Source organism: Streptomyces sp. NPDC092296 (genome assembly GCF_044755465.1).
Taxonomy (GTDB): domain Bacteria; phylum Actinomycetota; class Actinomycetes; order Streptomycetales; family Streptomycetaceae; genus Peterkaempfera.
In genome coordinates this window covers 16,358-29,449 of the sequence record NZ_JBIVRB010000024.1, presented here as the reverse complement: position 1 = coordinate 29,449, position 13,092 = coordinate 16,358, and the positions used below count along the sequence as shown (strand labels likewise).

The 13,092-nt window shown below is 76.0% G+C and carries 8 protein-coding genes; 4 read left to right on the top strand and 4 right to left on the bottom strand.

Annotation, left to right across the window (positions count from 1 at the left end; all coding sequences use genetic code 11):
• The first annotated feature begins 38 nt into the window (after window positions 1–38).
• Window positions 39–809: a hypothetical protein gene (locus tag ACIQGZ_RS28800; protein WP_402607489.1), complete on the top strand. Its 771-nt coding sequence runs from the start codon at window positions 39–41 to the stop codon at window positions 807–809.
• A gap of 74 nt (window positions 810–883) precedes the next feature.
• Entirely contained in the window at window positions 884–1,186 is a 303-nt protein-coding gene (locus ACIQGZ_RS28795) for a WXG100 family type VII secretion target (protein WP_402607486.1), read from the top strand.
• Window positions 1,187–1,419: 233 nt separating this feature from the next.
• Here the strand turns inward: ACIQGZ_RS28795 and ACIQGZ_RS28790 are convergent, their stop codons facing one another.
• From ACIQGZ_RS28790 to ACIQGZ_RS28780, 3 genes are all read right to left on the bottom strand, one after another.
• Window positions 1,420–6,030, bottom strand: a complete 4,611-nt coding sequence (locus tag ACIQGZ_RS28790; protein WP_402607483.1) for an FtsK/SpoIIIE domain-containing protein — start codon at window positions 6,028–6,030, stop codon at window positions 1,420–1,422.
• A gap of 61 nt (window positions 6,031–6,091) precedes the next feature.
• On the bottom strand, window positions 6,092–7,291 hold the full coding sequence (locus ACIQGZ_RS28785; protein ID WP_402607480.1) for a hypothetical protein: 1,200 nt from the start codon (window positions 7,289–7,291) through the stop codon (window positions 6,092–6,094).
• Window positions 7,288–7,848, bottom strand: coding sequence for a sigma-70 family RNA polymerase sigma factor (locus ACIQGZ_RS28780; RefSeq protein WP_402607477.1), 561 nt, complete (start codon window positions 7,846–7,848; stop codon window positions 7,288–7,290). The genes ACIQGZ_RS28785 and ACIQGZ_RS28780 overlap by 4 nt, the downstream gene beginning before the upstream one ends.
• A 304-nt stretch (window positions 7,849–8,152) precedes the next feature.
• Here ACIQGZ_RS28780 and ACIQGZ_RS28775 point away from each other — a divergent pair, with 304 nt between their 5' ends.
• Entirely contained in the window at window positions 8,153–9,082 is a 930-nt protein-coding gene (locus tag ACIQGZ_RS28775; protein WP_402607474.1) for a ricin-type beta-trefoil lectin domain protein, read from the top strand.
• A 159-nt stretch (window positions 9,083–9,241) separates the two neighbouring features.
• Here the strand turns inward: ACIQGZ_RS28775 and ACIQGZ_RS28770 are convergent, their stop codons facing one another.
• Entirely contained in the window at window positions 9,242–10,003 is a 762-nt protein-coding gene (locus tag ACIQGZ_RS28770) for a thioesterase II family protein (RefSeq protein ID WP_402607471.1), read from the bottom strand.
• Window positions 10,004–10,325: 322 nt separating this feature from the next.
• On the opposite strand from ACIQGZ_RS28770, the gene ACIQGZ_RS28765 reads away from it, so the two are divergent.
• On the top strand, window positions 10,326–12,365 hold the full coding sequence (locus ACIQGZ_RS28765) for a protease pro-enzyme activation domain-containing protein (RefSeq protein WP_402607468.1): 2,040 nt from the start codon (window positions 10,326–10,328) through the stop codon (window positions 12,363–12,365).
• The last annotated feature ends 727 nt before the right edge of the window (window positions 12,366–13,092 follow it).

Sequence of the window (13,092 nt, the reverse complement as noted above, 5' to 3'; positions counted from 1 at the left end):
CGGTCGTTGGACGCACTTCGAGCGCCCGGGAGGCGGCGTTGCCCGACTTCGCGATGGACTACGGCATCCTGAACGAGGCCCGCAAGGACCTGTACGATCTGGCGGACCGGATCTCCCCGACGCTGACCAGCAGCGTCTTCTCCGAGCTGGGCTCGGGGAACCTGGGCGACGCCCGGGACGTCTTCGGCAACGACACCCTCACCGACGCCTTCCGCAGCCTCTACCGGCTCTCCAAGGACCCGATGAACCGGGCCGTGGACCACCTCAAGAAGCTGGGCGACACCTTCGGGGCGGTCGCCGACGGCTTCTTCGACGTGGACTCGCAGATCGCGGACGGCCTGGGCGTGATGGGCACCGAGATGGGCCTGGACGCCTGGCGCGACAAGAAGGCCGCCTGGGACTACCGCAACGCGCACGCCGACCAGTGCGTCCCGGACGAGCACGGCAACGTACCGGACTTCTGCCGGGCGACCGACCCGGGCGCGCCACCGCTCGACCAGACCCTGGAGACCGGCAACGGCCAGGTGCACACCCATCTGACGCTCGACGGCGACAACAACGTGGTCAAGGAGGAGACCACCGTCACCCACGACGGCCAGACGTACACCTCCACCACGACCTACAGCGACGGCGGCCACTCCTATACCACGGACACCGTCTACTCGGACGGCACCACCAACCACGCCGAGACCCATCTCGACGACGACGGCAGCGGCACCATGACCGTCACCGACGGCGACGGCGCCAAGACCGAGTACCGGCGTGGCGGCTCCGGCCAGGAGTGGCAGCCGGTCGACGGCGGTTCCTGACCGCACACCACCCTCCCGCAGCACCCGTCACCCACAGCATCCGCTACCGCGCAGCACCCGTTGAAAGGACGACCGTGCCCAACATCTCCCTGGACTTCGACAAGATCGAGGCCACCTCGGCCCGGCTGGACTCGGCCAGCGACAACATCGTGCCGATGCTCAACGACCTCAAGAACGACGTCAACAACCTGCTCGGCGACGGCATGGTGTTCCAGCAGTCCAGCCCGGCCATGCAGGAGGCGTACGACAAGTTCAACACCAGCCTGCTGGCGGCGATGGACGGCATCAAGGGCTTCGCCAAGCAGTTCCGGCAGATCAAGGACCAGATGCACCAGATGGACTCCGACATGGCGAGCAGCCTGCGCGACAGCGGCTGACCCGCACGGCGGCGGGGGGGGGCCCCCCCCCCGGGCGGGCCCCCCCCCCCCGGGGCCCGGCCCCCCCCCCCCCCCCCCCCCCCCCCCCCCCCCCCCCGCCCCCCCCCCCCCCCCCCCCCCCCCCCCCCCCCCCCCCGGGCCCCCCCGCGGCCCCCCCCGGGCCCCCCCCCGCGGGGGGGGGGGCCCCCCCGCGGGGGGCCCCCCCCCCGCCGCCAGGTGTCCCGTCCCGCCGCTCAGCCGTCCGCCCGCAGCACCGTCAGCGGCACCTGCACCGCCATCGCCTCGCCCGCCCGGCCGGTGGTCCAACCCCGCCCCGCTGCCGGAGCCGACCGGATCAGATGCACCGGCAGCCGCACCCCGATCATGTCGCCCTCCTGGAGCGACTTCGGGGCCAGCAGCAGCCCCCGCCGCGCCCGCTTGGCCGCCGTCACCCAGCCGCCCATCGCCACCTGGAGCGCATCGGCCGGCCCCGCGTAGAGCAGGCCGAGCCCCCGGTCGCGGCCGGAGACCGCGATCTCCTTCAGCAGCCGGTCGCAGGCGGGCATCGCCAGCAGGTCCGCGTCGTCGACCACGACCACCCGGGGCCCGGCGAACTCGTCCAGCGCCGCCTGCACCTGCTGCGCCGAGGGGTCGGCGTCGTCGAGCACCCGCACCTGCGGATGGCGGGCCAGCGAGCGCAGCGGCGAGTGCCGGGGGGTGAGCACCACCAGCGACGTACCGCCCGCCAGCAGCGATACCGCCAGCGAGGCCAGCGCGGTGCTGCGGCCGGAGCCGGCCGGCCCCAGGACGGCGAACGCCGCCGCCGAGCCGCCGAAGTCCACCCCGACCGGCCCTGCGTCGTCGCCGCCCAGCCCCAGCAGGCCCCACATCGGCCGCCGCAGGCCCGGTTCGACCTTCTCGTATGCCTCGGCGAAGTCCACCGCCCGGGGCAGCGCCGCCACCGGGAACGGCCGCCGCTCGGCGGGTACGCCCGTGTCGCGCCGCGCGGCCCGGCGGCCGATCGCCCGCAGCGCCTCGGCCTGCTCCTGGCCGCCCGCCCCGGCGGCGAGCAGCGCCACCTGGGTCTCGGTGCCGCTCAGCGCATGCCAGCCGCGCCCGGCCGGGACGGCGGCCGGGACCTTGCCGGGGGAGAGCCCGACCAACTGGTAGTCATTGCGGTCGCCCTGGCGCAGCAGCAGCTTGTGGTCGTTGTGCGCGGCCAGCCGGCCGCCCAGCAGCGACCGTTCCGAGGTGGCCACCACATGGATGCCGGCCGCCGCGCCCTCCCGCAGCAGCCGGGTCACCAGATCCACCAGCCGGCCGTTGTCGTGGTCGTCCAGCACCCCGGAGAGGGCGTCCCAGCCGTCGATCAGCAGCAGGATGTGCGCGGGCCGCTCCCGGGCGGGCAGCAGGGCCCGCAGCTCGTTCAGCCCGGCCGCGCTCCGCTCGCTGCACGCCTCCTGGCGCTGGGTCAGCTCCTGGGTGAGCCGGTGCAGCAGCCGCTCCAGCCGCTCCAGGTCGTGCCGGGACACCACCGCGCCGCAGTGCGGCAGCGTCTCCAGCGCGGCGAGCCCGCCGCCGCCCGCGTCGATGCCGTACAACTGCACATCGGCGCAGCTCGTGGTGCGGGCGGCCGAGCCGGCGAGGGTGCGCAGCACCTGGGTGCGGCCGGAGCGGGGCGCGCCGATCACATAGAGGTGGCCGAAGACGGCGAGGTCGGCGGCGGCCACCCGGCGCTGCTGGAGCTGCGGTACGTCCTCCAGTGCGTACGGGATCGGGGGGAGCGCGCCACCGGGCCCACCAGCGGGCTCGCCGTCGAGGGCGGGCAGCTCGTCCAGCAGCACCTGTTCGTCCAGCGCGGGCAGCCAGGGGCTGGGCTGCGGGGTGAAGTCGTCCAGCCCGGCGGCGGCCTCCCGTACGGCGGCGACCAGGGCTTGCAGGTCGGTGGGGGCCGGGGCGCTGGGGGCGGCGGCGTCCTCGTCGGGCGCGGCGGGCAGCCGTGCCGGGCGGCCCAGGCCGGTCCAGGACAGTTCGGCGGCCCGTACCGGCCCGCGCACCCGGGGCTCGGCGGCGGCGGGTGCGCTGCCGGGCCGTTCGGCGCCCGCCCAGGCGGCCTGGAACGGCACGGCGGTGCGGTGGCCGAGCCGCACCAGGGCGCGGCCGGGGGTGGAGGACGGGATGTGCACGGCCTCCGAGGTGTCGATGATGTCCTGGCTCTCGGTGGCGTCGGTCACCCGCAGCGCGATCCGCAGCGTGGTGTTGGCGCGGATGTCGCTGGTCACCGCCCCGGCCGGGCGCTGGGTGGCCAGCACCAGGTGGATGCCGAGCGAGCGGCCGCGCTGGGCGATGCCGATCAGCCCGGGGACGAAGTCCGGCACCTCCCGGACCAGGGTGGCGAACTCGTCGATCACCAGCAGCAGGCGCGGCAGCGGCGCGAGCGCCGGATCGGCGGCCCGCCGTGCCCGGTACTCGGCGTGGTCCTTGGCGCCGACCTCGGCCAGCAGCCGTTCGCGGCGGCGCAGTTCGGCGCCGAGCGACTCCAGGGCCCGCTCCACCAGGTGGGCGTCCAGGTCGGTCACCATGCCCAGGGTGTGCGGCAGTTGCGCGCACTCCCGGAAGGCGCTGCCGCCCTTGTAGTCCACCAGGACGAAGGTCAGCTCGTCCGGCCGGTTGGCGGCGGCCAGCGAGGCCACGAACGACTGGAGCAGTTCCGACTTGCCGGAGCCGGTGGTGCCCGCGACCAGCCCGTGCGGCCCGTCGCGTACCAGGTCCAGCGCCAGCGGCCCGTCATAGCCGGTGCCCAGGACGAACCCGGTCGAGGCGGGCCGCCGCCGCCAGCGGTCCAGCAGCGCGGCGGCGCGCGGCGGTTCCAGGCCGAGCAGGTCCAGCAGCCGTACCCGCTGCGGCAGTCCGGCGTCGTGCTCGGGGCTGACGTCCCGTACCGGGGCCAGGGCCCGCGCCAGTTGCTCGCACCACTCCGGGTCCACCAGGTCGGCCCGGACGTCCGTGATGTCCGGCGCCCCGGTGCGGCGGACGGTCAGCCGGTGGCCCGCCGCCAGCACCACCGTGCTGCACTCCTCGGGCAGCAGCCGTTCCTGGTCGTCCAGGCAGACGCTGAAGACCCGGACCCGGGGTCCGTCGGTGAGCACCTGCACCATGCCGGGGACGTCGCGCAGCTGCCGGGCCCCGTCGGCGATCACCAGCACGTCCGGGTCGTTGAACATGGCCTTGCCCATCGAGGAGCCGAGCGCCCGCTGCCGCGCCTGGATCTGGGCCACCAGCTCCGAGACGCGGTTGGCGGTCGACTCCGGGTCGTTGCCGACGCTCACCACCGGCCCGTTGGCGCCTGCCGGGCGCAGATGCGGCAGCCAGCGCACCCAGGCCCAGCCCGCCGCCCGCCGCGGGTCGGTGAGCAGCACGATCCGCAGGTCGCGCGGGCTGTGCAGGACGGCGGCCTGCGCCACCAGCCAGCGGGCCAGCGCCTGCGTCGGCTCCCCGGCGCCGGCCACCCCGACCACGCCGTGGTCCGGGATCTCCACCCCGATCGGCACCTCGGGGACGTTCCAGCGCACCGTGCGGTGGTTCTCGTCCCGGGCGGGGTCGTCCAGCTCCTTGACCGACGGCTGGTCGACGGTGCCGAGCCGCAGCACCAGGTGGTCCGGGTCGCGGCGGCGCCGCTCCCACAGCCGGCTGCCGGGGCCGATCGCGGTCAGCGCGACGGTCGCCGGGTCGGGCCCGGCCACCCCGCGCACCCGGCGCTCCCGGCCGACCGCGCGCCGTACCTCCGCCTCCAGCACCCGGCGGCGCTCCCGGTAGCGGCGGGCGGCCTCCTCGTGCTGCTTGCGGTTGCCCCGGCGGCCGACGATCCAGTTGGAGACGGCCATCAGCGGGCTGAAGACGACGAAGACCAGATAGAAGTACGAGTGGAAGACGCTGACCATCACCAGGCCCAGCACCATCGGCGCGACCATCAGCAGCAGCGGGAAGGGGCGGCGGCTCGGCGGGGTCGGCGGCATCGGCAGCCGTACCCGCTCGCCGTCCAGGTGCGGCGCGATCCTGGGCGGCCGGTTGTAGTCGACACCCAGGCCGTCGGCGGAGGCGGTGACCGCCGCGTCCGGCTCGACCGGCGCGGTCAGCCGCAGCAGCGCCGCGCCGACGGCGAGGTCCGCGTCGAGCGGCCAGGCGGTGGCGCCCGGCGGCGGTTGCGGGGCGGCGGCCGTCGCCGGCCGCTCCTCGGTGCCGGGCTGCGGGCGGGCGGTGGCGGCGGTGATCGCGTCGTCCGGCGGCGGGGTGACGGCGCAGCCGCGTACCTCGCCGGTGGCGTCGCCGGTGCGGTGCCAGTACGCGGAGCCGTCCGCGCCGACGGTGAGCCACAGCCCGCGTTCGGGCACCTCGGGGCCGCGCAGCCGGACGGTGCAGAGCGGGTCGGTGCCGATCTCATGGCTGCCGGGGCCGAGCCGCCAGGTCTGCCCGGCGCCGGGTCCGGCCACCAGGTGCAGCTCCAGCCGGGCGCCGACCGAGGCCGGCGGCCGGGGCCCGATCCGCACCCGGTCCGGCTGGTCGGCGGGCCCGCCGAGGCCCAGCACGGCCCCCTCGCGCAGGCCCGCCCCGGCGGCGGGCGCGGCCGGGTCCAGCGGTTCGCCGCCCAGGTGCAGCGGGCGGAGCGCCGCCGCCGCGCTCTCGGCGGGGGCCGCCACCGGTCCGGCCGGTCCGGCCGCGCCTGCCGCGCCGGGCTCCGAGCGCTCGGCGGGCCGGGGTTGCACGGCAGCGGCGAGGTCGGCGACGGTCGCGTACGGGGGCAGCGACAGCAGATGGTCGCGGCGCTGCCCGTCGGCGCTGTCGACGGTGGTGACGGTGAGTTTCACCGGAGGACTCCCAGAGGGTGCGACCGGGGCGGGGCCCGGCGGGTGGAGCGGGGCGGCTGCGTCAGGCGGGACCGGCGGCGGAGACGCCCGCCACCTCTGCGGGCGACTCCGGCTCGCTGAGGTCGGCGGCGGCCGACCCGGGGCCGCCGCCGGTGCCCGCCGTGGTCCCGTCCGGCGCGGTCGGGCCGTCGGGGCGGACGGGCCTGGCGCGCCGGGCTGCGGCGGGGCGGGGCGGCGCGGGCTCGGCCGGTTCCTGCGGGTCGTCCGCTTCGCGCAGGTCGTCCGGGTGGGCCGGGCCGGCTGCGGCCGGGTACGGCGGCAGCAGTCGGACGGTACGGGCCACCGCCCTGGCCAGCGGGACGGCGTCCACCCGCAGCGGGGTGCCGTGCACCAGCAGCGCGCCGCCCCGGTCGGCGCCGAGCAGCAGCGCCGAGCCGCGTGCGCCGCCGCCGGTGAGCAGCCGCACCCCGGCCGGGAGCCGCTGCCCCTGCGGGGACTGCGCGCAGACCGCGACGGCCGGTCCGGTGCCGCCCGCCGCCCGGCGGGACGCGGCGGCCACGGCGGCGGCCGGCTCGGGCCCGGCGTAGCGGTCGTGCACCCCGGCGGCGACGGTCACCGCACCGGCCGGGAGCCGGGCGTCCAACTGGGCGGCCAGCGACTGGAGTACGGCGCGGGCGGTGCTCCGGTCGCCGTCGACCGCCGTCACGGCGGGCCCGCCGCCCAGGTCCAGCAGCACGGCGTGCTCGCCGTCGCTGCCCAGCGCGGCCAGCAGCGGCGCCGCCCCGGGACCGGCCGTACGGGCGGCGTCGGCCCGGTCGAGCCACCAGAGCCGGGGGTCGGCGCCGTCCGTGGTCCACGGTTCGGCGGGCCGCGGCACCGGGTCCGCCCCGCAGGCCACCAGCACGCCGACGGTCTGCGGGCCGAGCAGCGCCGCGTACGGGTGGACGTCCGCCCGTACCGCTGCGGCGCCCCGCATCGCCCGCTCGGCGTCGGCCCAGCCCGCCGGGTCGCGCAGCAGCCGGACCAGCAGCCGCAGCCGGCGGCGGTAGCGCAGCTCGGCCCGGACGGGCGCGGCGAAGGCGGCGGCCGTCAGCGCGGCCTCACGGCGCAGTCCGCGCCGCACCGCCCGCCAGCCGCCCCGGCGCCGCGCGGCGAGGTGGGCCAGCGCGGCCAGCAGGATCAGCAGTCCGGCGGCGCCGAGCAGGGTGCTGGGCCCGGTGGCCACGGTGGCGGCGGCCAGCAGGCAGGGCCCGGCGTTCACGCGGCCTCACCCCGATCGGCCAGCTGTCGGCGGAGCGCCCGCAGGCCGTGGTGGGTACGGGACTTGACGGTGCCGCTGGGCACGCCCAGGGCGTGCGCGACGTCCGCGCCGGCCCGGCCCAGCAGATGGACGTGCACGACGGCCTCCCGGTGCAGCGGGGTGAGGGCGCGCAGCGACTCGACCAGCAGGCAGCGGTCGACGGTCTGCGCCGCGTGGTCGGGGCTGGGCAGCGGGTCGGGGAAGTCGGCCGGGGCGATGCCGACGGGCACGGCCCGGTCCTTGCGCCAGCCGTCGATCAGCAGATGGCGGCCGACCCTGAACAGCCACATCCGGATCGGGCGGTCGCGCCAGTCCAGCCGGTCGGCCTGCTGCCAGGCGCGGAGCAGGGTCTCCTGCACCAGGTCCTCGACGTGGTGCGGGTCATGGCCCGCCAGCCCGGTGAGGAAGCGGTGCAGGCTGTCCCGTTCGGCGAGCAGCAGCTCGGCCCACTGGCTCGGGGCGGTGCCCGGGACCGCGCCCTGAGGTTCGGGTCCGCCGTTCGGCGGGCCTTCGGTCACACCGCCGATGAGCCCCACTGCACAGCCTCTCCAGGTCGTCCGCCGGTTCGATGCGGCGGGCTCCCCGTGCCGCCGCGCGTCCTGCGGCGCCCACCGGCGGCCACGCTAAGGAAGTCGATCATCGGTGGGTCCACCATGAGGTGAACGGAGGGCGACGTTCCAGTGAGCGGCGTACGCGCTGTCGGACCTGAGGCGGTGTCACCTCCCTTCACACAATGTCGAATCGCGGTGCGCCGCGCGTTCACCCGGGCGTGGTGCCGGTGCGCAAGGGTGCCGGTGATTCCGTACTGCCCCTGGAGACCGAGTGCCCCCGACCCGTACCCCCCAGCAGTCCGCCGACCGCTTCGCCGACGCCTTCGCCCGCCACGCCCCCGTACCGTCGCGCGGGCTGCTGCCCGGGGTCCGGGTGTGGGCGGCGGTCGGCGGGGCGGCGGCGCTGACCGTGGCGGTCGCGCTGAGCGCGGCGCGGCTCCCGCAGTCGGCGGCGGAGCCGGCGGACGCGGGGGCCGGCCGGCCCGTCCAGGTGGCCGCCGTGGGACCGCCGCCGCCGGTGTCGGCGCCGGCCGCCCACCCCGCCGGCCCGCCGCGCCCGGCCACCCGGACGGCCACCCCGGCGCCCACCGCCACGGCCGCACCCGGGACGCCGCCCCCGGCCCCGCCGGTGGCCGCCGCCCCGGGCGGGGTGGCGACCGCGCCCACGGCTGCGGCGGAAACCAAGTCGCCGCCCAAGTCCACCCCCGGGTCCACGCCCGGGTCCACGTCCGGAGCCACGACGCGGCCGCCCGCCGCGCCCGCGACGCACTCCCCGGCACCCCAGCAGGCGCGGACCGCCCCGACACCGGCGCTCGTCCCCGGCTACGCGCTGGTCGGCTACGGGTCGAACCGGTGCGTCGACATCACCGGCGGCGTGGGCAACGACGGCACCCCGCTGGAGCTCTGGGACTGCACCGGGGCGGACTGGCAGAAGTGGGACTTCCGGCCGGACGGCACCGTACGCTCCATGGGCCTCTGCATGGACGTGGCCTGGGGCTCGGTCGCCAACGGCACCACCATCCAGGTCGCCCGGTGCAGCGGCAACCCGGCGCAGCAGTTCGTGCTGACCGGCGCGGGCGACCTGGTCAACCCGCAGGCGGACAAGTGCGTCGACGCCAAGGACGGCGGGACGGGCAGCGGTGTGCGGCTCCAGCTGTGGGACTGCACGGGCGCCGCCGGCCAGAAGTGGCACGTCCGCTGACCGCAGGTCGGCTCACACCGCGCCGCCGCCCCGGGCTCACCGCAGGGCGGCGCGGCGGGGTTCCAGGCGGTGCCGCACCCGGGGAGCCAGGTCCACGCCGCCGAGGCCGCGTGCGGCCCACCGAGGCGGCCAGCCGAGCCGGTCGGCTGACCGTCCGCCTCAGCGGAACCGCCGCAGGGTGTCACCGACCCGGCGGGCGATGGCCGGGCGGTGGTCCTCCAGATAGAAGTGGCCGCCGGTGAACACCTGGTAGTCGAAGGCGCCGGTGGTGTGGCCCTCCCAGAGCCGCGCCTCCGCGACGGAGACCCGGGGGTCCGCGTCGCCGGTCAGCGCGGTCACCGGGCAGCCGACCTGGGCGCCCGGCTCGCAGCGATAGGTCTCGATCGCCCGGTAGTCGCTGCGGACCGGCGGCAGCACCAGGGCGCGCATCTCGGGGTCGGCCAGCAGCCCGGAGGCCGTGCCGCCCAGCGCGCTCAGCTCGGCGATCAGCCCGTCGTCGTCCCGCAGGTGGGTGTACTCGGCGCGGACGAGCGAGGGTGCGCGCCGCCCGGAGACGAACAGATGGGCCACCGACGGACCGGCCTGCCGCTCCAGGCGGCGTGCCGTCTCGAAGGCGACCACCGAGCCCATGCTGTGGCCGAACAGCGCCAGCCGCTCGCCGGGATGGCGCCCGCGCAGCGCCTCGGCGGTCCGGTCGGCCAGCGTCCCGATGTCGTCGATGCAGGGCTCGTTGTAGCGGTCCTGCCGCCCCGGGTACTGCACCGCGAGCAGCTCGATCCCGGGTGGCAGCAGCCGGGTCAGCGGCGCCCAGAAGCTTGCCGTGCCGCCCGCGTGCGGAAAGCAGACAAGTCGGATCGCGGCGTCAGGAATCGGGTTGAAGGCCCGAATCCAGCTGTCATGGTGGTGTGCGGTCGTGGTCATGGCCGTCCCCCCGGTCGCCTGTGGGCTTCGGCAGGCTACCGCCCCCGGGTGACCGGCTGCCACCGCCACCGGGCGCGCGGAGCGGGCTCGCGCCCCCTGAGCTGGGCCGCAGCCGTACCAGGCCGAGTTCTGGACCTTCACCTTCCGCGCTATTCGTTACATGGCAAGGTCATGTCATGGCAAAGCTTCCCCCTCTTCCCTTGAGGCGAGAGGCGTATTGCGTATACACAACAAGCGCACCGCACTTTCGCACTGACGTTCCGAGTGCGGTTGTCCGTCTGGTAAATCAAACCGGCTCATCGACCGAACTGGGGGGACCCTCGTGCCACAAGCTGCCCACAGGCGGCTCTCCCGCATAGCGGTGGCGGCCTCCGCCGCCACCCTGCTCGCGGGATCGCTCGCCCTCGCGGCCCCCGCGAGCGCGACCACCCAGGCCGCCGCCAGGACCGGCGCGGCCAGGACTCTCACCGGCACCCACCCGGGCTGGGCCACCGCCGCAGCCGACAAGGGCGCCGCCTCCGACAGCTCCACCGCCACCGTCCGCGTCTACCTGGCAGGCCAGGACGCGGCAGGGCTGGCCGCGTACGCCAGGGCGGTCTCCGACCCGTCGTCCGCGCAGTTCGAGCACTTCCTGACGCCCGCCCAGGCGCAGGCCCGCTTCGGCGCCTCCGCCGCCCAGGTCACCGCCGTGCGCGGCTGGCTGACCGGCAGCGGACTGAAGGTCGACCGCACCACCACCCACTACATCGAGGTCTCCGGCAGCACCGCCTCGCTGGAGAAGGCGTTCGGCACCACGATCCACACCTACCGCACCAGCGACGGCACCCACCGCGCCCCGGCCACCGACGCGGTCGTCCCGGCCGCGGTCGCCGACGCCGTGCTCAGCGTCAGCGGTCTGAGCGACGTGGTGCAGAAGTCCAGCTCGCAGGCGGTCCGGGTGGACCGGGACGCGACCGCCTCCCCGGCCAAGGACAAGAAGAAGCCGACGCTGCCCACCGAGCCGACCTGCTCCGACAGCTACGGCGCCAAGATCGCAAAGGGCGCTCCGGCCGGGTACGAGGCCAAGGAGCCCTTCGCGCCCTGCTCGTACACCCCCGCGCAGCTGCGTAAGGCGTACGGCGTCACCAAGAGCGGCTACACCGGCAAGGGCGCCCGGGTCGCGGTCATCGACGCGTACGGGCTCTCCACCATGGAGGCCGACGCCAACACCTTCGCCACCGCCCACGGCGACAAGCCGTTCCGGCCCGGCCAGTACACCGAGTACGTCACCCCCGGCCAGTGGGCGCACGAGGACGAGTGCGGCGGCGCCGACGGCTGGGCCGGCGAAGAGGCGCTGGACGTGGAGATGGTCCACGGCCTGGCGCCCGACGCCAAGGTGGTCTACGTCGGCGGCAACTCCTGCTACGACGAGGACCTCTACGACGCCATGGCCAAGGTCGTCGACGAGCACCTGGCCGACGTGGTCTCCAACTCCTGGGGTGAGATCATGCACTCCTCGGAGGGCGAGGTCGACCCGGCGGTGATCGCGGCCGACCAGCAGATCTTCATGCTCGGCGCGGCCGAGGGCATCGGCTTCAACTTCTCCACCGGCGACTGCGGCGACGACTCCCCGGCGGCGGCCTCCACCGGTGCCAACTGCGACCCGACCACGCTGCGGGCGCAGACCCAGTGGCCGGCCTCCTCGCCCTGGGTCACCGGGGTCGGCGGCACCGCGCTGGGCATCGACAACGCCAAGGGCGCGTACCGCTTCGAGACCAGCATGGGCGACCTGCGCTCGGTGCTCACCGCCGACCAGACGGCCTGGAACCCCTTCCCGGGCGGCTTCTACTTCGGCGGCGGCGGCGGTACCAGCGAGGACTTCGCCCAGCCGTGGTACCAGCAGGGCGTCGTGCCGCGCTCCGTCTCCACCCGCCTGATGGACGGCACCAAGGCCGCGCAGCCGATGCGCACCCTGCCGGACATCTCGATGAACGGCGACCTGGTGACGGCGGTGCTGGTCGGCTTCGACGACGGCACGGGGTACTCGGAGGGCGGCTACGGCGGCACCTCGGTCTCCGCGCCGGAGTACGCGGGCATCCTGGCCGACGCCATCGAGGCGCGCGGCGGCCGGGCCATCGGCTTCGCCAACCCGGGCATCTACGACCGGGCCGACTCCTCGGCGATCAACGACGTCAACGACTCCAAGGTGCACGCCAAGCGCGGCAACGTGCTCGACCTCGGCATCGTCGACGGCGCGCTGCGGGTCCGGCTCTACAAGATCGGCGCCGACTACGGGCTGACGGCCACCCGGGGCTATGACACCGCCACCGGCGTCGGCTCCCCGAGCCTGAGCTACCTCAAGTCCTACCGCAAGGGCCGCTGAGCAAGCCTGACGCACCACCAGCCGGGGCCCGGTCGCCATGACCGGGCCCCGGCTGCGCCGTTTTCCGGGCGCGGCCGATCCGGCGGCGGTACCGGCCGTCCCCCGCTCCGCCGCCGACGCTCCGGTCGCCATTTCCCCGGACGGCCGCAATGACGCATGCGGCAACGGCCGTAATACGCCCGCAATCACGGCTTCCCCGCGATGGCCCGGCCGGCCGAAGGCATTGTCCGCCAGGGCGTTTCGCCCCTCTCGCGGGGTGCCGGCCGCTCCGGGAGCCGGTCACCGCGCCACGCGGTGCGCCGCCGGCCGGTCGGCCGGTTCCTCGGGGTGGCGAGCAGGGGGGCGGCGGCCGCGGGGGCGGCGCCCGGCGGCTCCGGTGCGACCATCCCATGCCCCCGGTCGCGTGACTCGGCCGACAACGGCCGCCAGTGCCACGAATCGACCGCAGCGGCATGGATCAATACATACGTCGCCATCGGGCAGATCACCCCGATTTCAGCCGGGCTTTCACTGCGCTTTGCCTCGCCGGGCACACCGGGCGTGAGGCCGGCCCTGGGTCGGACGGGAATCCTGCTATTCCCGCCGAATACGGCCGTCGTACTGCCGAATACCCAGGTGGGAAGCCGCCGGAAAAAGCGGGCCGACCGGCCCCCGCCGCCTTCCTCCCTCGCGTACGGGCCCGCGCCCGGCCGTGCGGTGGCGCGGGTGCGGGGCGCGTGAAGGGCGG

Excerpts from the sequence above, each read along its gene's own strand:
- ACIQGZ_RS28770 (WP_402607471.1), bottom strand. The coding sequence starts at position 10,003 with ATGACCACGACCGCACACCACCATGACAGCTGGATTCGGGCCTTCAAC.